Origin of the sequence: Shewanella zhuhaiensis (assembly GCF_022484835.1) — a bacterium.
Lineage (GTDB): Bacteria > Pseudomonadota > Gammaproteobacteria > Enterobacterales > Shewanellaceae > Shewanella > Shewanella khirikhana.
In genome coordinates this window covers 62,520-80,856 of the sequence record NZ_JAKUDL010000003.1, presented here as the reverse complement: position 1 = coordinate 80,856, position 18,337 = coordinate 62,520, and the positions used below count along the sequence as shown (strand labels likewise).

The window sequence follows — 18,337 nt, the reverse complement described above, 5'->3', positions numbered from 1 at the left end:
AAGCGCTCCTCAGGGCTGGGTGGCAATGCTGACCTGCTGGGCACCGGCCAGCTTGGCTTCATCGAGCACTTTTACCAATAGCTCGGTGGGCACCTGCTTATCTGCCTGAATAACCACGGCCCTTGGCTGACTCGCCATCAACTGGGCCACAGTGCCACGCACGCCGCCGGTGCCGATATTGTTGCCGTCGTACACCACTTCGCCGCCTGAGGTAATGGCCAGCAGGATAAGGTTACGTTCCAGCTTGGCTGCCGACAGCGCCTGGGGCTTGTCGACCTCGACCCCGGTTTCCTTCACAAATACCGTGGTAACAATGAAGAAAATCAGCAGGATAAATACCACATCCAGCAGGGGCGACAGGTCGATATGCTGCTGATGTTGCTGCTCAAGCCGCTGCTGAAGATTGGCGCGCATGGTAAAGCTCCCGGTTCAGACACAAGCGTTTGAGGTAGGCCAGCATCAGCCAACCCGGTACCGCCAGCACCAGCCCCAGCTGAGTGGTCCACAGGGCATCGGCGATACCCGAGGCCATGCCACCGGCGAGCCCCTCGCCCCTTGCCATGGCGGCAAAGGTATCCAAAAGCCCCACTATGGTGCCCAAGAGCCCCAGCAGCGGCAGAGCTGCCACCAGCCGCTCCAGCGTTTCACACCAGTTGCCATCGCAGCCGCTTTCACCGCTTTTAAGGCGCATTATCTGTACAAGCAAACGTTGATAGGTCCACAGGCCAAGGGCCAGCAAACACCAGACAATCAGGTTTTCGGTATTCATGATGCGGCGCCCTCCCGGGGCTTGGGATCGAGTTGGCTTAAGTGAATGGCGCAGCTTTCCAGCTGGCCGTAGTAGGTTTTCACCCGGCGGGACAGCAGCGCATGGGCCAGCAGCGCCGGAATCGCCACTATCAGACCAAGCTCAGTGGTCACCAGCGCCTCTGAGATGCCGCCGGACACCGCCTGGGGATCGCCTGCGCCAAACAGGGTCATCAGCTTGAAGGTTTCAATCATGCCGCTGACGGTACCCAAAAGCCCCAGCAGCGGCGACACCGCGGCCGTGATGGCCACAGCGCCGACAAAGTATTCGAGCTTCTGTTTTTGGGCCAGCAACAGGGCAAATAGCTTGTCGTCGCGGCTTCGGCCATGGGGGCTTTTGAGTGTCACGTCCATCAGCTCGGCCTGCATGCCTTCAATACCATCCACCGGCTGCAGGCGGTCATCGCTGCTCATACGCTCAGCCAGCAGCGGCTGCACCTGGGGCAGGCGCATCAGCTGCGCGCCCTTAAACAGCGAAATCACCAGGGCAAAGGCGCCGAAGGCCAGAATGGGCACGGCCCAGAGGCCGCCCTTTTCCACGTGTTCGGGCACAGATTCCCGCTCTTTGGCCCGCGCCATGGCCCGCTCCAGGGTTGGGTCAAACTCGATGCTGCCGGGCTCGCCCCGTTTCAGCGTGGCAAGGCCATCGGCGGCGAGGCTAATCCCGGCCCGAAGGCCGCTATCTGATTGGCTGACAAAACCCGCCGACTCGCCATCGAGGTACCAACTCAGCGGGCCCAATGTGAGTACCGGCAGGGTCTTGATACGACCGTCATCCATGGCGAGGGCTTTGGTTTGCCAGGCGGCACTTTCGGGCAAGATGGCGGCAAGCTCTTTCGACAGCGCCTTAAGATTTGCCGGGCTGAGCTTATCTTGGCTGATGCTGTCTGGGCTGGGAGCTCCGGCAGATGAGCCAGCCATAAAGCGGCCGATGGCGGCGCGCTGGTAGTCTGCCTGGGAGCGCCACTCGCGGGTGCGCTTTTTCAGCGCATCCAAACTTAAACTGCTTTCATCGGCGGCGCGGCGCACATCACTGGCCTCGCGGCGAAGGCTTATCAGTTCCCGCTCGAGCCCATTGAGGCTCGACTGCAACGCCTGACGCTCTCTAAGCTGCTCACGCTCTAGCTGCTCAAGTTTGGCCTTACTGGCCCTGATATCGACGGCCTGAGCCTGTGGCGCAGAAAAAGCGCTCAGCGCCAATAGTGCCAACGCCGACAGGAGCCCTGGCTTTAATAGTCTTGAATTAACAGGCATAAACTTGAAGCAGACCTTATTCATTGCCCAGCCCCCCGCTTGGGGCTGCTGCCGAAACAGCTGCCGCAGCAGAAGAAGTCGCAGCAGACGCTGGCAACTCTGGCAGCGGCTGAAGTGGCAGGCGCTCAAGCTCTGCTTCACGCTCGAAGGCCGCCATGGCAAAGATACGCTCAAGCTGTTTAGCCGTAACATCCGCCGCCTCACTCCAGCGCCACTCGCCTTCATGCGCCCGCCCCTGCATAACCCGGGCGCCATCCAGAGTCAGATACCAGCCCTGACCTGCCCCAATATACAACTGGCGCACCAGCAGCGGCGCGCCATCCGGGCCAATCACTTCATCTTCAAAAGTGGCAATACGCCGATTGAATTCCTTGAGTTTGCCGTAGGCATCGAGCAGCTTTTCGAGGCGAATATTGGCCTGCTTGCTCTGGGCGGCTTGCTCCAGCAAGCCCTGCCACTGGCGCGCCAGTGGCGGCGGCAACTGCGGTAGAAGGGCTCGGGCGCGCACCAGCTCAATCTCAAGCCACTGCTCAAGCTGCTGCTGAGCAGCCTCGAAGCCCGATTGCTCCCGGGTGAGCTTGAGCCGCTCGGCCTCGGCTTCGCTGCTGGCTGCCTGCTGATTTGCCAGCAGGGCTTCGAGCTGCTGTTTCTCGGCTTTCATCAGCCCAAGTCGCTGCTCAAGCAAGGGTTTGCTTTGCTGCCAATCCAGTGCCAATGCCGAGCGCTGACGCTCTAAGTCCAACCACTGGGTCATCTCGTTATCGACCTGTGTCACCACAGAATTGGCCTGAACGCTTGGGCTTAGCCACAGCCCCAAGGCCAGTGGTAAAGCCGCCAATTTCTTAATGTTCAATTAGTTACCTGATTAGCTGTGATCTGCATCAATTACATGTTGCAGATGATAATTATTTTCATTACGATCCGCAACCTCGTTTAAGCTTCAACTAATAGAACAAGATCCCCTAACCGGGACTCACGGAGATATGCACAATGGATCCCAAGCACATTCACGCCCCCTTTTCCCGAAGCCGCCTTGCCCGAGCCGTCGCTATTGGTATGGCTGCGGCCAGCTTTGGCGCTGTGGCCGCCGATGCCCCCCGCGAACTTAAGCTCACCGAGGTAAAAGAAGCCCAGCAGCAAAGCTACAAGGCCGAAAAAGCTTCATCACCCAAGTACAGCACGCCGCTTTTGGAAACCCCGCGCACCATCAATGTGATCACTGGTGATGTACTTAAAGATCAAGGCGTAACCAGCCTGAATGATGCCCTTCGCAACGTCAGTGGCGTGTCGACCTTCGGCGCAGGTGAAGGCGGTGGCGGTAATATCACCACCAACGACAAGATCACCATCCGTGGCTTCAGCGCCAACAACGATATTTATGTCGATGGCATCCGCGATATCGCCGGTTATTCCCGTGACATGTTTAACTACGAACAACTGGAAGTGACCAAGGGTGCGGGCAGCACCATCAGCGGCAAAGGCTCAGCCGGTGGCACCATCAACCTGGTGAGCAAGCGCGCTCAGGAAGCCGAATTTACCGTGCTGGACGCCAGTTATGACGAGGCCGAGCGCCTGCGCCTGACTCTGGATGCCAACACTCAGTTCGCAGATGTCGGCGCCGGTCGTATCAACCTGCTGTTTACCGAGGGCGGCGATACCTTGGGCAATAACATCGAAAACTACCGCTCGCTGGGGGTGGCACCATCGGTCAGCTTCAACCTGGCCGAGCGCACCCGCCTGGGGCTGGATCTGTTTTATATGGAGCAGGACAACCGACCAATGCTGGGTCTGCCCTGGGTAAATGAAGATGCCGCCACGCAGATTGGTCGCCCCGCAGGCCCCATCGACAGCCAGTACTGGAGCAACTACTACGGCGTGGCCAGCCGTGACTTCGAAAAGCTGGATATGTTGATGGCAACTGTGGTGTTCGACCATGAGTTCAGCGACAGCGTGCGTCTTATTGGTCAAACCCGTTTTGGCAATAACAGCAAGCAGTCCACCCTCGCCCGTCCTATCTTCAAGAGTACCCGTGACCCAGTAACCCGACTTCGCAGCTATGAAGATCTGGTAGATCTGACCTATGTGCAGAATATCGATCAGGAAAACCGTCTGGCGGTGACCCAGTGGGATCTGCAGAGCAATTTCAGCACCGGCAGCATTGGACACCAGCTGGTAACCGGGGTTGAGCTGTATCGCGAGACCCAGGAAAAGTACCAGTTGCAGGACAACCGGGTACTGGCCACGCCCTACGTGAGCCTGGATAAGCCAGCCCCTAATCAGTCCTTCAGCGGTGAGCTGGTGCGTGTGGGCAAGCCCGCCGAAGTCACAGGCACGGGCGCGGCCATCTATGCCCTGGATACCCTGAGCCTGGGCGAGCACTGGCAAGTGGATGCGGGCATTCGCTGGGAAGACTACAGCGCCAAGGGCTCAACTTACCTGCGCGGCGGAAAGTTTGTGGAAGATGTGCGCAGCGACGGCGATTTCTTCAGTTGGAATCTGGGCCTGTCTTATCAGCCCAATGGCTACAGCAACTACTATGTGGCCGTGGCCAACGCCCAGGATCCCGCCGGTGGCAATATGGCCTTCAGCGGCCGCACCGAAGATCAGCTGAGCCAATACAATGCCCTCGACCCACAGGAGTCCACCAACTATGAACTGGGCGCCAAGTGGGATCTGCTGCAAAGCCAGCTGCAGCTGACCGCCGCTGCCTTCCTGACCCAGAAGACAGTAACCGACACCGACGACAACGCCGATGTATTCCTCGCCGGGGAGCAGCAAGCCAAAGGCCTGGAGCTGGGTCTGACCGGAGCCATCAGCGACGATCTCAACCTGATTGCCGGTTACACCTGGCAGGAAACTGAGGTCACCAAGGACTTTAACCCGGACACCCAGGGCAATGGCCTGACCGCGGCCCCTGAGCACAGCGCCAGTGTGTGGCTGACATACGGACTGGATGCCCTCACCCTGGGCGGCGGCGTGCAGTACAGCTCAGGCAACGTGTTCTGGCGTCAAAACCGCGCCTTCTATGAGAGCGGCGATTTGTACCTGGTCAGCCTGATGGCAAGCTACGACATCAGCGAGCAACTGCGGGTACAGCTGAACGCCGATAATCTCACCGACGAAGAGTATGTGAGCGACTACAGCGCCCGCGGCCACTTCCGCCCAGGCGCCGGCCGCAATATCAAGCTGGGCGTTCGCTACAGCTTCTAACTCGGCCTTTCACTCTTACGGGGGCACTCAGGTGCCCCTTTGCGCCTTACGCTCAGCCAAATTCAGGAGTCATGATGCTGGTTAAAATCCCCGCCGTTCTCTCCCCCGCGCAGGTACAGGAATGTCGCGCCATGCTCGAAGCCGCCAACTGGGAAGATGGCAAACTCACAGCGGGCCATCAGGCGGTGCAGTGCAAACACAATCTGCAACTGCCCATGGATGGCGAGCTGGCACAGCAGCTGGGGAATTTTATTCTGGCTCGCCTTGGCGACAATCAGCAGTTTATGGCCGCCACCCTGCCGAATAAGATTTTCCCGCCCATGTTTAACTGCTACCAGGGCGGCGGCAGTTTCGGCGACCATGTGGACAATGCCATTCGGCGGGTAGGCGGGGTAAAAATCCGTACCGATGTGTCCATGACGCTGTTTTTAAGCGAGCCGGACAGCTACGAAGGCGGCGAGCTGGTTATTCAGGACACCTATGGCGAGCAAAAGGTTAAGTTTGCCGCCGGCGATATGGTGGTCTACCCCTCCACCAGCCTGCACAGGGTGACACCTGTGACCAAAGGCGCCAGACTGGCGGCCTTCTTCTGGCTGCAAAGCCTTATCCGCAGCGATGAGCAGCGCAGGCTTTTGTACGATTTGGATTTGGCGATTCAGGCACTGACCCACAAAGATGGCGACGAGCCTGAGCTGGTGCGGCTCACAGGGGTGTATCACAACCTGCTGCGGCAATGGAGCGAAACCTAAGGAGCAAGACATGAGTGGTGAATACCAGATCATTCAGTTCTGAGTCGCTAAAGAGTGTAAAAAAGCCCGGTATCGCCGGGCTTTTTCATCAGTATTTACATCAGGCACGGCTCAGATCAGGCGCAGCTCAGATAAAAGACGCCACCTGATCCAGAGATTTCTTTTTCAGCGCGTGGTCGGGAATGGTGGCACCGTCAGCCGGATAGCCCGCCACAATCAGCATATAGGGGCGGTCAACATCATTATCGCGGCCACAGATTTTGCTCAAAAAGCTCATTGGCTTGGGGGTATGGGTCAGGGTGCCAAGGCCCGCAGTGTGCAGCGCCTGAATTAAGAAGCCGGTCGCAATGCCCACAGACTCATGTACGTAGTAGTTAGTTTTGTTATCACTCTCTTCCACGCCGCCGCGCTTTTGGCTGAATACCGCAATCAGCCAGGGCGCGGTTTCCAAATAGGCCTTGTTGGCATCTGTGCCCAGCGGTTTTAAGGCCTCCAGCCATTCCTGACCGGCACGACCGGCGTAGAAACTCTGCTCCAACGCCTCGGCCTCGCGGCGAATAGCCGCCTTGACCTCAGGGCTTGAGATAGCCACAAAATGCCAGGGCTGATGATTGGCACCACTGGGAGCGGAAGCGGCCGCCATAATGCAACTTTCGATTATGTCCTGGGGCACGGGACGGTCTGAAAACATCCGAATGGAATGACGGCGACGCAGGCTGGCGAGGTTGTCCTCGGCGCGGCGGCGCATCTCGTCCTGGGGATATTCAATAAAATCGCTCAGCGGGTGATGTACTTCTGTCATTGGAGTCCTGTCCTGTGATTGTTGTTATATGGCACACCTGTCCTGCTTTGGGTGCTGTTTTGGCACCTTAGCAGGAAGCAGCAGCGGCTTCAGTAAAACCTTTACCGTACAAACCAAGGTAAAAATATACAAATGCTTTTTAAATCATTACTATGCTTAACATAATAGCGACCAGCCCTGAAATGGAAGATGATAGCGCGCCAAGGGTTCTTATTTTTGATCCTGATGCTCTGTTCTCTGCTCACCAGTGCCCAGCCTATCAAGTTGGCCGATCTGCCCAACGGCCCCCTGACCCGGGAATGGATGCAGCTAAGCGAACATCAGAGCCCTCTCACGCCCACGATGGCGCAGCAGGCGTTTGCCGACGGAAAGTTCAGCCCCCATGGCAAAGGCATACCCAGCCTCGGCATAGGTGCCAGACCTTTGTGGCTGGCGCTTGAGGTCAACAATGACAGCGCTGCCGACACAGTAAGGGGGTTCCAGCTCGCCAATGGCTGGCAGGACGATATTCGCCTGACCCAGATCCGCCCCGACGGCAACCGCTTCTACTGGCGCGGCGGCGATACCCTGGAGTCCGGTAAGGGCGATCGCTTTTTCAGCGTACCACTCACCCTGACGCCCGGCACCCACCTGCTGCTTGTCAGGGTTGGCGGCCCGGATCCCAGACTGCTCCCGGTTTATCTCTCTTCTCCCAGCAACACCCAAAAGCGCGAACGTATCGAGGCCTATAGCTACGGCTTTCTATACGGCGGCATCTTTGCCCTGCTGGGGTATAACTTCCTGTTATATTTGGGCATAGGTAGCCGCAGCTATTTATATTACTCGCTGTTTTTATTCACCTTCTTAATGCTCAACCTGAGCTACACCGGCCACGGCAGCGCATGGATTTGGCCACAACTTGCCCATTGGCGCCAATGGTCCAATCCACTGCTGATGACCCTCTTCTGTGTTTGCGGGCTGATGTTTGCACTGCGCTTTTTGGGGATAGACAAGCTCAGGCCCTCATTAAGCAAGATAGTGCTGGGACTGGCGCTGCTGATGGTAGTGCTGCAAGCGGTATCTTATGCCATTGACGATCGGGAACTGGCACTGATCCTGGCGTTCGATCTGGTCTATGTTTTTACCCTGCTGATGCCAGTGCTGGGCCTAATGGCCTGGCGCTCCGGCATGCCCACCGCCAAGCTGTTCCTGCTGGCGTCGCTGTCTACCATGATAGGCATGGGCACCACGGCACTGGCAGTGGAAGGCGATATTCCTTTCAATCAATGGACCTACCGCGCCGCTGAAATCGGTATGTTTATCGATGCAGTGCTGCTGGCATTGGCACTGGCTGCCAAGTTCCGCCGCGCAGAAAAGGCGCGGGTGCTGGCACAGCAACTGGCAGCAACCGACCCCCTCACCGGCATAGATAATCGCCGCGCCTTTAGCAAGCGCCTGCAAAACCACTGGGATGAGAGGAGTCAAAATCGCTGCCAGGCGCTGATCATGATAGACATTGATAAGTTCAAATCCATCAACGACACCCTGGGTCACGAAGCAGGCGATAAGGTACTGATGGAAATCGCACGCACAGTGCGCTATTCCATCCGCAGCCGGGATCATTGTGGCCGCTGGGGCGGCGAGGAATTTGTGGTCTACCTGCCAAGCGCCAGCGAGGCGGAAATCAACGCCATCGCCGAGCGTCTCAGGGCCAATATTGCCGGACTTAAGTTCCCGGGCATTTCTGATAAGCTCAAGATCAGTGCCAGCATTGGCGTGTGTCTGGATCAGGGTTTCAGCGAATACGAAGACATACTGCGCCGCGCCGATGAGGCCATGTACAGCGCTAAAGCGGCCGGCGGCAATCGCATTAAATTCGCCTGACAAAGCCATCCGTTGCCAACGAGTTCGGGCGTAAGCACACCTTCCAAACGTATTTCGGCATAAGGAAACCACAATGGATTTGGGCAAGCTGTTCTTTTTCTGCGGCAAAATGGGAGCGGGTAAATCAACCATGGCCAGGGAGGTGGCGGCCCGTCACCGGGCTGTGTGTATCAGCGAAGACGATTGGCTTGCAGCGCACTACCCAGACCAAATCCACACCTTTGACGACTACCTGCGGTTTTCAAGCCAGATAAAACCCTTTATCAAATCCCACGTGCAGCAACTGCTGCAAAGCGGCACGCCTGTGGTGATGGACTTCCCCGGTAATACGGTCAGGCAACGCGGCTGGTTTGTCGCTCTGTGCAATGAAATCGGCGCCGAGCATCAGCTGATTTACCTCGACCACAGCGACCAAAGCTGTCTGGCCAATATCGCCAAGCGCAGGCAGGAACAGCCCCACCGCGCCAGCTTTGACACCGAGGCCGTGTTTTATCATGTCAGTCAGTTCTTTGAACCGCCCGGTGAAAACGAGCAGCTTAAGGTTTTACATATCGGGCTCAGGGAGTAAGCTGATTAAGTTTCAGGCAAAATGACTCAGGGATCAGGCTCAATCAGGGAAGGCCGCTATGTTCACCAAAACCGCCCGCTTTTTCGTCCATTGCACGCTGCTTGCCGTGTTATCTGCCGCAGGCCAGGCTGCCGAACCTCTGGTCATCGACTTTCACGGTCAGGACTTTATCCATCGCTGGTCAAACGCCGGTCAACATGAATTTACCCCCGAAGGGCAGAGGATCTCGCGGCCTGGCAGGAGATGATAACCCTGAATGTGCGTGATGAAGTCACCGATGAGGAAGCCCTGGCAAGCCTCGCCAACGGGGTGCTGAATGTTTATCAAAAGCATGGGCAGGTGATTCGCACCGCGTCCGTGCCCCGCAGCGACAGTCAAAGCGCTGAGCATCTTGCCATTGCGGTCATGGGCAGCCCTGAGTTTATCGAGGTCGCCTTTGCCCGTTTCGTGTTTCGTGAGGGACGCGGCGTGATTATTGTCTATTCCCACCGCACCTATGGCGACGGCGCAAACGATGCCATGATGACCTGGCTGCAAACCAATATGACGAGCAGCGAATCCCGGCTGATGTCCTGGTCAGCGCTGCCCGACAAAGCCAGCCTCGACGCCCTGCCCGAAGCTAACTAGGCTGCTGTTAAACTGCAAAAAAGGCCGACTCGACCCGATGAATCAGTCGCAGGCTTCACCTTGCAATGGCATTAACCGCCAACGATTTTCTGCCACCAGGACAAAGGCTTGCCGCAGTTGCGGGCCGGGTTCCAACTACCCACCTTGGCTGGCAGCGCCACGGCGCCGGGGCAGCCTTTTTCCAGCGCATTGCCGTTGGTATCAAAGTAGCCCTGCACCACATCGCCAGGCGGCGTCATCCGCAGCCCCACAGGTGGGCGCTGCTCCAAAAATGCCTGATAGATGGCCATGGCACCGCTGGCGCCCACCAGCTTGGTCTTGCCGTTGTCATCACGGCCCACCCAAACGGCGGCCACGTTCCGCTCGTCAAACCCGGCAAACCAGGAGTCACGGCTGTCGTTACTGGTACCTGTCTTACCGGCCAGGGTCACGTTGGGGAAGGCGCGGCCAAGGCGAACACCAGTCCCTTCCGCTACCACCCGGGTCATAACGTACTGGGCAAGGTAAGCGGCAGCAGGCTCCAGCGACTGCTCGGATGGCAGGCGACTCGCCAGAATGGCCTCATTATTCATGTCCAGCACGTCGGTCACGGTGGACAACTGACGGAAGCGACCATTGTCGGCCAGGGTCTGATAAATCTGCGCCACCATCAGCGGCGAGCCATCCACGGCGCCAAGCAGCATCGACGGATACGGATTAATCGCCTCGCCGCGCCAGCCGGCATCATCGAGGGTGTTGATGACCGAATCCACGCCAACCGCCAGCCCCAGATTTACCGTCGGCACGTTGAGGGACTTATACAGCGCCTGCATCAGCGGCACCTGACCACTGAAGGTCTTGCTGTAGTTTTGCGGCGACCAGGCCTGGCCGTGTTTGTTGGTCACGGTCAGCGGCTCGTCCTTCAGCGGCGTCATCAGGTTGTAGTTGTCGTCCTCAAGGGCAGTGAGGTAAACAAATGGCTTCACCAGTGAGCCAATCGGGCGGCGCATTTCGCTGACCCGGTTGTAACCTTCAAAGCTTGGATTGCGATCGCCCACCATGGCAGCAATACCGCCGCCAAACTTATCGGTTACCACCATGGCCGCCTGTAGCTCCTTGGTGTCTTTGCCGATGCGGGCCATCACGTCTTTCACCGCTTTTTCGGCCGCTTCCTGCGCTATGGGGTCGAGGGTGGTGTACACCTTGATGCCCGACTCATTGAGCAGACTGTCACCCCAGCGCAGTGCCAGCTCTTTCTTCACCTGAGCGTAGAAAGCCGGCATCTTTTGATGCACAGGACGACCTTCCGGCCTTAAACCCAGCGGCGATTCGGCGGCAATCTGGAACTCGTTCACGCTGATTTTGCCCGCTTCCATCAACAGCCGCAGCACCAGATCCCGGCGCTCCTGCGCCCGGTCGGCATAGCGCCAGGGGTTGTAGTAAGACGGCCCTTTAATCACCGCAATCAAAAACGCCTGCTGCGCCAGGGTCAGTTCGTTCAGTGGACGACCGAAGTAAAACTGCGATGCCAGCCCCATACCGTGTACGCCACGGGACTTGTCCTGCCCCATGTAGACTTCGTTGAGGTAGGCCTCGAGGATCTCATCCTTGCTGTAGCGAAAATCAATGATGATGGCCATCAGGGCTTCGCGGATTTTGCGGATAAGCGAGCGCTCACTGGAAAGGAAGAAGTTCTTCGCCAGCTGCTGGGTCAGGGTCGAGCCACCCTGCACTGTGCGGCCTGCGCTGATATTGACAAAGGCTGCCCGCAAAATCGCGAACGGGTTGACCCCGTGGTGCTCGTAGAAGCTGCGATCTTCCACCAGAATCAGTGCATCCACCATGGTGTCAGGCACTTCTTTACGGGCCACAAACAGCCTGTCTTCACCGTCGCTGGCAATGATTCTGTCCAGCAGCACAGGTTCAAGGTGAAACACCGCCAGCTCGCGCTTGTCGGTGTGACGGGCAACGTTCTCCACCCCCTGGGTATCGAAACTAATCATCACTCGCGCCGCTTCCTGGCTGCCAAGGGGGTGCAGGAAGGGGCGCCGCCACAGGTCAATGCGGGTCTTGGACGCCGAAAACTCCCCCACCTGACGAGGGTTTGCCACCTTGCGATACCCCAGCAGCTTAAGTTCGGCCATCATCTGGTGATGGCTCACGGCGGCGCCGGGATAGAGCGCCATGGAACGGCTGAAGATCTGCGCAGGCAGATGCCACTTCTGGCCCTCGAATTTACGGGCTATTTGCTGATCCAGATAGATGCCGTACGCGGCGCACAGCACCAACACCACCAGGGTGAGTTTCCACAAAAACGACCAGATACGCCAAAGCACACCGGGCTTGGCTGCTTTTGGCTTGCCTTTGGCCGGGGCCTTACGTCGGGGAGCGCCGCTCTTTTCGGTGGTCCGTTTTGCTGAAGTCCGTTTTTCTGAAGTCATAAATTCTCTGCCTCAGGACTGGCCCAAGGTCTTTTTCTTGGTAAATTTGGTCGGTAAGGTGTTCGCCGGATCGTCCGGCCACAAATGCTTGGGATAACGGCCGCGCATTTCCTTTTTCACGTCCTGATAAGGCCCCTGCCAGAAACTGGCCAAATCCGCCGTCAGGGCGAGGGGGCGCTGGGCAGGCGATAAGAACTCCATGGTGAGTTTCAGCCGTCCATCGGCCAAAAGCGGCGTGCTGGCCATGCCATAGGCTTCCTGCAATCGCACCCTGAGCATGGAGCGGCCATCGTCTTCATATCGAATGGGCGCACGGGTGCCAGTTGCCATAGGGTAATGGGTCGGCAGCGCCGCGTCGAGGCTTGTGCGCAGCTGCCAGTCGAGGCTGTCACGCAAAATGCGTCCGGCATCGAGTTTATTGAACTGATCCAGGGTGTTGATATCGCCCAAAAACGGCCCCAGCCAGTCTTCAAGGCACTCAAGCAGTGCTTCATCATCCATGGCAGGCCAGTCACCGCCAAGCAGAGTCGCGGCCAAACACACCCGCCGCCTGAGCTGCATAGCATCATCATCAAAGCCAAGACAACCAAGGCCTTTTTGACGAATTCGGGCTATCCAGGCACTGGCTTTAAGCGATGCAGGCACCTTGGTCATACTCTCGCGTCCCAGCACCAGATGCCCTACGACCCGCTGCCGTTCCGCCACGAAGCGGCCTCGGCCTTCATCGAAGCCACTGACCTCACGTTCAGCAACCAAAAAAGCCAGGGGTCCATCGAACAGACGCTCATCCAGCGGCGCGCCAAGCCACAAACGGCCAGCGCTGCGGCCTTCAAGCTCGCCAAAGTCAGCGGCCACCAGCATGGGTTCGAGGGACATGGCATCGGCCTCATCCACTGTGATGCCCGTGCCGTTGGCCAGCACAAAACCATCCTTGCCGCGGGCCATGGCGATACGGTCAGGATACGCCAGCGCCAACAGCAGGCCACAATCGTGGGGGTGAGCCGATTTTGCCAGCGCCGCAAAGTCAGCCTTGATACCGAGTTTTGCAGCCCATTGTTTGGCCTGCTGACCAGTCTGACCCGACGTTGCCCACCCAAGGTAGTGGCTGATGTCACAGCCGCGGCGCGGCAATCCTCGACCTTCCAAAATTGCCGCCAGCAAACACGCCAAAGGCGCAAGCCCGGGGTCAGCTTCGGCCGCCCCCAGGGCTTTGGCCTTCAGCAACATATGTGCGAGGCGCGGATGACAGCCAAGGCGATGGGCCTCACGGCCAAGGGCGCTGAGCTTATGGTCATCATCCACCAGCTCCAGATCTTTAAGCAGATTCCAGGCGATGGTTTCATTCACCCTGGGCGGAATCGACAACAGCTTGAGCGCAGCAAAATCGCGCGCGCCCCAGGCCGCCGCTTCCAGCGCCAGACTGACCAGCTCGCTGCGCAGAATTTCCGGCTCATCGGCCTTCATCTGGCGCTCAAACTCATCCTGGCTCCAGAGCCGGATACACAGCCCCGGCGCCAGACGTCCGGCGCGGCCAGCACGCTGGATAGCCGACGCCTGACTGATACGTTTAAGCCCAAGGCGGGTCACGCCGCTGCGGGGATTGAAACTCGCCTGGCGCACAAAGCCGCAGTCCACCACCTGAGTCACCCCATCTATGGTCAGACTCGATTCGGCCACGTTGGTGGCCAGCACCAGCTTGCGGCGCCCGGCAGCATCGGCGCTGAGCGCCGCATCCTGAGCGTTGGCATCAAGCTCGCCATAGAGGGGACAGATGGCAAATTCCGACTCATTGAGACGCTCTGACAAAAACACCTTAAGCCGCTCAATCTCGGCCTTGCCCGGCAAAAACGCCAGCACAGTGCCCGGAGCAATGCCATCAGGCAACGGCCGTTTACCGGTGGCAAGTTCAAGCAGGGTTTTACCCATGTGCGCCTGCCAATCGCTGCCAGCAGGCACATTGGCGTACTCCAGGGTAACCGGGTAGCTGCGGCCCTGGCTTTTAAGCAGTGCCGCTTCGGGCATCAGCGCTTGCAGCGGCATGCCACTCAGGGTGGCCGACATGGCGAGAATGGTCAGGTCGTCCCTGAGACCGGCCTGCACTTCCAGTGCCAGCGCCAGCCCCAGATCTGTGCTCAGATGGCGTTCGTGGATTTCATCGAAAATAATCAGGCCAACCCCCTCGAGTTCGGGATCGTCCTGGATCATGCGGGTTAAAATGCCTTCGGTAACCACTTCGAGGCGGGTGTCTTTGGACACCTTGCTGTCGCCACGAACCCGGTAACCAATCTCAGTGCCAAGGGCACAGCCGCGCTGTTTGGCGATGAAGCGCGCCACGCTGCGCGCCGCCACCCTACGGGGCTCCAGCATAGTGATCCGCCCCGATATTTCGGACCAATCGAGCAGCGCCAATGGCAGCGCCGTAGACTTACCGGCACCGGTGGGCGCCTCAAGAATAAGCTGATTGTGGGCTTGCAGAGCTGATTTAAGGTCGTCGAACAGTTCGCAGACGGGCAAGGAATTCAAGGCTAATCCGGCGGGCAACAAACAATGGCCACCATTGTACTGACTTAGGGAAGGTGCGAACAAGTCTGCGGCCGGGGATGTCAGTCCTTAAGCCAGGGCACGCGCTTTCCGCTGAGCAGCCCCTCCAGAGCCTGGGGCTTGCCGATAGCATAGCCCTGACCGTAATCCACCCCCAATGCCCGCAGGCGTTTGCCGATGTCGACCGACTCAACAAATTCGGCAATCACTTCAAACTCCATATCTCGGCCCAGCTGACAGATGGCGTTGACAATGGCTTGATCAGACTTGTTTTCGCAAAGGTTAACCACGAACTGGCCGTCGATTTTCACAAAGTCCACATCCAGCAGTTTAAGGTAGGCAAAGCTTGAGAAACCCGAACCAAAGTCATCCAGCGCCAGCTTGCAGCCAAGAGGGCGCAGCAACTCGATCAACGCCTGCGCCTGATCCAGTTGGCTGACCGCAGCGGTTTCGGTGATTTCCACACAGAGCTTGTCCACCAGATCCGGCTCGGTCATCAGCCGCATCTCGAGCCAGGCCATAAATTCGGGGTCGCCAAGGGAGGTAGCAGACAGGTTCACCGACACCATATCCAGCTCATGCCACACATCCACATGCTGGCTGCCCCAGCGCAGTAAATTATCCAGCACCCAGCGATCGACCCGGGAAGCCAGATTGTATCGCTCGGCGGCGGGCAAAAAGATCCCGGGGGATAGCATCTCGCCATTGGGGCGCTCGAGCCTGAGCAGGATTTCCATATGCAGGCCATCCTCGGCGCGGGTCAGCGGCTCAATCAACTGATAATACAGCTGAAACTCGTTTTGCTGCAGGGCTTCGATAATGTCGACCGAGGCGGTCATTTCGGTGTAGAAGCGGCTCATTTTCGGGTCGGTGGCACAGTAGATATGCCAGCCGTTACGCCCCTGATCCTTGGCCACACGACAGGCCGCATCGGCGCGGCTCATAATGGAGTAGATATCGCTGACATCGGTATCCAGCGGCGCCACCCCCATGGAAACAGACACGCTGTGGCGCCGGTGCTCCCAGCAAAACTCGTGTTCAAACAATTGGGTACAAATGCGCTGGGCAATAATCTTGGCGGTATCTTCGTTGCAGTAGTGCATCAAAATGGCAAACTCATCACCACCAAGACGAGCCACAGTATCGCCTTTACGCACCAACTGTTTGAGCCGCAGCGCCACCTGGCACAACAGCTTGTCGCCAGCCTGATGGCCGCTGACATTATTCACCACCTGAAATTGGTCCAGATCCAAAAAGGCCACGCAAATCGGGTTTTCATGCTCCTCGCTCAAAAGCTTGGCCAGCAGGGCTTCAAAGTGGGAACGGTTGGGCAGCCCAGTGAGGGCATCGAAATTGGCATGGAACGACAGCTCATCGGCCAGACGGTGGCGCTCACTCACATCATCCACCAACATCAGCAGGTTCCCTGGCTCATCGGCCATGGGGCTGAAGCTGAGCTTAAGCCACTGCTGCGACATCATGGCGCCCTTCACGGCAATTTCGCACCAGGCTTGTTTAAGCACACCATCGCGCACCACCTGCAGGGTATCGAGCAGCATGGAGCCTTCTTCCGGCCGCACCAGCGCCATCAAGTCCTGGCCATCGGACAAGGGCAGATTCTGACGGGCAATGTTATTAAGCAGTTTGACTTTATTGCGTCTGTCCACCAGGCCACAGGCCAGCGGCAGCTGATTGAACAACTCCTGATACTTGCGCTCGCTTATCATCAGCGCCTGGGCGATGCGGGTCAGTTCGGTCACCGCCCCTATCAGCATGGCGGCATTGGTCAGGCTGTCGATAAAGCCGGCCGACCATTCGCGGGCACGCTCGCACTGCACAGCGCCCAGAGCGATGTGGGTTTCACCGAAACTCACCGGCGGCAGCACCAGCAGGCTTTTCACCTTCCATTCCCGCAGGAAGTGTTTCTCTTGGCTGGCCTCAGCGGGCAAGGCACCTATATCGGCAAGATTGATAAGCCGTGGCTGGCGCATCTGGCGCCGAAACCAGGGCATGCGCGCCAGCGGCCAGTAACGTACCTGGCCGCCACGGGCGACCGCGGGCCTTAAGTAGATATTACGCGGTGTAACGCCCGGTTGATTGGCCGTATGGGAGAGCACAAAAACACCATCGCAATCCAGCCGCGCCGTGATGGTTTGCAGGGCGCGGTCAACATTCTGCTCGAGGGTCGCCAAAGGTACATGGGCGAATATCCCGGCCAGAGCGGTATGCAATGAGTTCGACTCAGGCAACGACATAACCTGCTTTCCTTGGAAATCGCAGTAACTTGCATTCACTCTAGAGTATAGGCAAGGTTTGCTTACCTGAGAGTAAAGGTCGGATTTTATGCCTGACAACAAACGATTATTTCTGGGATTCTCCCTGAACAGCGCACAAACTGCTTCACTGCAACGGCTGCAACATGGACTTGGGGAGGGGGCTGGCACAGGAGTGGATGTCACGCCAGCCAATCTGCATATGACGCTGGCGTTTTTGGGACAAGCCGATGGCACACAGGAAGCAGCGCTGCGGGATGAAATAACCGGGCTTGCCAAACCCCGATTTCGCCAACGGCTCGATACCCTGGTGCACTGGCGTGGTGCTGGGGTGGTTTGTTTGTGGGGCAAAGCTGAAGACAGCGCCCTTATCGGTATGTTTGAGGCAAGTCAGGCGATTGCTGCCAAACTTGGCCTGCATCAGAGCGAGCATGCCTTTAACCCGCACATCACCTTAAAACGCAAAGCCAGGGTATTTCAAAAGCCTGAGTGGACGCCTACGCCGCTTACGCTCATGCCGGATGCCCTGCACCTGTATCACTCTCAAAGCACGGCCATTGGGGTGCAATACCGGATTTTACAAAGCTGGCCGCTTGCCGATTAGCCTTGTCAAGCGGCTGTCAAACAGCCTGCTCAGAGTTTTTACAGGCGTTTTTTACTAAAGGTTTTTGTACATCAGGCAACAGTCCAGGGTAAAACCCCGTGGGCTTTGATAGAGGGAGCGTTTCTCTTCGCCAAACCCGCAGGCGCGGTAAAAGGGCGCGGCATTGAGGGTGGATTCCAGTCTGAGTCTGCTGATGCCCTGCGCCAGCGCCAGCTCTTCAACAAAGGCCATCAAGCGCTTACCAACTCCGCGACCCATTACGTCAGGGGCAACAAACAAGGCTTCAACCTGACCTTCAGCACTCTTGAGCTCGGGATGGGTCAAGTCCAACATCACACTGCCCACCACGCGCGCGCCGTCTTTCATAATATAAAAGCCCTGGGCCACCACGGCGGTAAAACTCTCGGTCAGTTCGCCTTCGGTCCAGCGCGCGAGACTCAGCTCGTCGTAATAGCCTTTGCAGCCTGCAAGAATGGCCTTGTTGCGCAAATCCCAAATCGCCTGTGCATCTTCTGCCGCAGCCTTACAAAGCTCCATTGTTATCCCTGACTCTGCCAAATTCCCACTAACATATCACGGCCAATCATTTGAAAAAACGGTAAAAAAATCCCCTCCGGGA

The 18,337-nt window shown here is 57.9% G+C and carries 16 protein-coding genes; 7 read left to right on the top strand and 9 right to left on the bottom strand.

Going from position 1 to position 18,337, the window contains the following annotated elements; all coding sequences use genetic code 11:
* Nucleotides 1-9 precede the first annotated feature (9 nt).
* Genes MJ923_RS09975 through MJ923_RS09960 form a run of 4 tightly spaced genes read right to left on the bottom strand, consistent with a single transcriptional unit; the run spans nt 10 to nt 2,914 of the window.
* On the bottom strand, nt 10-414 hold the full coding sequence (locus tag MJ923_RS09975) for an ExbD/TolR family protein (protein ID WP_240590953.1): 405 nt from the start codon (nt 412-414) through the stop codon (nt 10-12).
* A complete protein-coding gene (locus tag MJ923_RS09970; RefSeq protein WP_126168149.1) occupies nt 386-769 on the bottom strand; it encodes a MotA/TolQ/ExbB proton channel family protein in 384 nt (127 codons plus the stop codon). Before MJ923_RS09970 ends, MJ923_RS09975 begins: the two co-directional genes overlap by 29 nt.
* Nucleotides 766-2,085, bottom strand: coding sequence for a MotA/TolQ/ExbB proton channel family protein (locus MJ923_RS09965; RefSeq protein WP_240590952.1), 1,320 nt, complete (start codon nt 2,083-2,085; stop codon nt 766-768). Before MJ923_RS09965 ends, MJ923_RS09970 begins: the two co-directional genes overlap by 4 nt.
* Nucleotides 2,078-2,914, bottom strand: a complete 837-nt coding sequence (locus MJ923_RS09960) for a DUF3450 family protein (RefSeq protein ID WP_240590951.1) — start codon at nt 2,912-2,914, stop codon at nt 2,078-2,080. The genes MJ923_RS09965 and MJ923_RS09960 overlap by 8 nt, the downstream gene beginning before the upstream one ends.
* 137 nt (nt 2,915-3,051) lie before the next feature.
* Between MJ923_RS09960 and MJ923_RS09955 the strand changes: the two genes are divergently transcribed.
* Together MJ923_RS09955 and MJ923_RS09950 are read left to right on the top strand one after the other, a co-directional pair.
* Nucleotides 3,052-5,271 (top strand): TonB-dependent receptor, encoded by a 2,220-nt coding sequence (locus MJ923_RS09955; RefSeq protein WP_240590950.1) that lies wholly within the window; start codon nt 3,052-3,054, stop codon nt 5,269-5,271.
* 74 nt (nt 5,272-5,345) lie between these two features.
* A complete protein-coding gene (locus MJ923_RS09950) occupies nt 5,346-6,020 on the top strand; it encodes a Fe2+-dependent dioxygenase (RefSeq protein ID WP_240590949.1) in 675 nt (224 codons plus the stop codon).
* Between the two features lie 127 nt (nt 6,021-6,147).
* On the opposite strand, the gene MJ923_RS09945 is transcribed toward MJ923_RS09950, so the two are convergent.
* Nucleotides 6,148-6,822: a nitroreductase family protein gene (locus MJ923_RS09945; RefSeq protein WP_240590948.1), complete on the bottom strand. Its 675-nt coding sequence runs from the start codon at nt 6,820-6,822 to the stop codon at nt 6,148-6,150.
* A gap of 225 nt (nt 6,823-7,047) precedes the next feature.
* Between MJ923_RS09945 and MJ923_RS09940 the strand changes: the two genes are divergently transcribed.
* The 4 genes from MJ923_RS09940 to MJ923_RS09925 all read left to right on the top strand — a co-directional run bounded on the left by MJ923_RS09940 (nt 7,048) and on the right by MJ923_RS09925 (nt 9,880).
* Nucleotides 7,048-8,685: a sensor domain-containing diguanylate cyclase gene (locus MJ923_RS09940; protein WP_240591267.1), complete on the top strand. Its 1,638-nt coding sequence runs from the start codon at nt 7,048-7,050 to the stop codon at nt 8,683-8,685.
* A 73-nt stretch (nt 8,686-8,758) separates the two neighbouring features.
* Nucleotides 8,759-9,253, top strand: coding sequence for a P-loop nucleotide/nucleoside kinase family protein (locus tag MJ923_RS09935; protein WP_240590947.1), 495 nt, complete (start codon nt 8,759-8,761; stop codon nt 9,251-9,253).
* Nucleotides 9,254-9,311: 58 nt separating this feature from the next.
* Nucleotides 9,312-9,500, top strand: coding sequence for a hypothetical protein (locus tag MJ923_RS09930; protein ID WP_240590946.1), 189 nt, complete (start codon nt 9,312-9,314; stop codon nt 9,498-9,500).
* Entirely contained in the window at nt 9,497-9,880 is a 384-nt protein-coding gene (locus MJ923_RS09925) for a hypothetical protein (protein WP_240590945.1), read from the top strand. Before MJ923_RS09930 ends, MJ923_RS09925 begins: the two co-directional genes overlap by 4 nt.
* Nucleotides 9,881-9,951: 71 nt before the next feature.
* Here MJ923_RS09925 and mrcB read toward each other — a convergent pair whose 3' ends face one another.
* From mrcB to MJ923_RS09910, 3 genes are all read right to left on the bottom strand, one after another.
* Nucleotides 9,952-12,300: a penicillin-binding protein 1B gene (gene mrcB / locus MJ923_RS09920; protein ID WP_240590944.1), complete on the bottom strand. Its 2,349-nt coding sequence runs from the start codon at nt 12,298-12,300 to the stop codon at nt 9,952-9,954.
* A gap of 12 nt (nt 12,301-12,312) precedes the next feature.
* Nucleotides 12,313-14,823: an ATP-dependent helicase HrpB gene (gene hrpB / locus MJ923_RS09915; protein WP_240590943.1), complete on the bottom strand. Its 2,511-nt coding sequence runs from the start codon at nt 14,821-14,823 to the stop codon at nt 12,313-12,315.
* 80 nt (nt 14,824-14,903) lie between these two features.
* Nucleotides 14,904-17,096: a putative bifunctional diguanylate cyclase/phosphodiesterase gene (locus tag MJ923_RS09910; protein ID WP_240590942.1), complete on the bottom strand. Its 2,193-nt coding sequence runs from the start codon at nt 17,094-17,096 to the stop codon at nt 14,904-14,906.
* Nucleotides 17,097-17,184: 88 nt separating this feature from the next.
* Here MJ923_RS09910 and thpR point away from each other — a divergent pair, with 88 nt between their 5' ends.
* A complete protein-coding gene (thpR, locus tag MJ923_RS09905; RefSeq protein ID WP_240590941.1) occupies nt 17,185-17,718 on the top strand; it encodes an RNA 2',3'-cyclic phosphodiesterase in 534 nt (177 codons plus the stop codon).
* A 54-nt stretch (nt 17,719-17,772) separates the two neighbouring features.
* Here the strand turns inward: thpR and MJ923_RS09900 are convergent, their stop codons facing one another.
* Complete coding sequence (locus MJ923_RS09900) at nt 17,773-18,255, bottom strand: GNAT family N-acetyltransferase (RefSeq protein ID WP_240590940.1); 483 nt, start codon at nt 18,253-18,255, stop codon at nt 17,773-17,775.
* Between the last annotated feature and the right edge of the window lie 82 nt (nt 18,256-18,337).

Bases quoted from the DNA above. Each gene is read 5' to 3' on its own strand.
- MJ923_RS09925 (WP_240590945.1), top strand. From the start codon at position 9,497: ATGATAACCCTGAATGTGCGTGATGAAGTCACCGATGAGGAAGCCCTG.
- MJ923_RS09965 (WP_240590952.1), bottom strand. From the start codon at position 2,085: ATGAATAAGGTCTGCTTCAAGTTTATGCCTGTTAATTCAAGACTATTA.
- MJ923_RS09970 (WP_126168149.1), bottom strand. From the start codon at position 769: ATGAATACCGAAAACCTGATTGTCTGGTGTTTGCTGGCCCTTGGCCTG.
- MJ923_RS09945 (WP_240590948.1), bottom strand. From the start codon at position 6,822: ATGACAGAAGTACATCACCCGCTGAGCGATTTTATTGAATATCCCCAG.
- thpR (WP_240590941.1), top strand. From the start codon at position 17,185: ATGCCTGACAACAAACGATTATTTCTGGGATTCTCCCTGAACAGCGCA.
- MJ923_RS09930 (WP_240590946.1), top strand. From the start codon at position 9,312: ATGTTCACCAAAACCGCCCGCTTTTTCGTCCATTGCACGCTGCTTGCC.
- MJ923_RS09975 (WP_240590953.1), bottom strand. From the start codon at position 414: ATGCGCGCCAATCTTCAGCAGCGGCTTGAGCAGCAACATCAGCAGCAT.
- MJ923_RS09935 (WP_240590947.1), top strand. From the start codon at position 8,759: ATGGATTTGGGCAAGCTGTTCTTTTTCTGCGGCAAAATGGGAGCGGGT.
- MJ923_RS09940 (WP_240591267.1), top strand. From the start codon at position 7,048: ATGCTCTGTTCTCTGCTCACCAGTGCCCAGCCTATCAAGTTGGCCGAT.
- MJ923_RS09955 (WP_240590950.1), top strand. From the start codon at position 3,052: ATGGATCCCAAGCACATTCACGCCCCCTTTTCCCGAAGCCGCCTTGCC.
- mrcB (WP_240590944.1), bottom strand. From the start codon at position 12,300: ATGACTTCAGAAAAACGGACTTCAGCAAAACGGACCACCGAAAAGAGC.
- MJ923_RS09950 (WP_240590949.1), top strand. From the start codon at position 5,346: ATGCTGGTTAAAATCCCCGCCGTTCTCTCCCCCGCGCAGGTACAGGAA.
- MJ923_RS09910 (WP_240590942.1), bottom strand. From the start codon at position 17,096: ATGTCGTTGCCTGAGTCGAACTCATTGCATACCGCTCTGGCCGGGATA.
- MJ923_RS09900 (WP_240590940.1), bottom strand. From the start codon at position 18,255: ATGGAGCTTTGTAAGGCTGCGGCAGAAGATGCACAGGCGATTTGGGAT.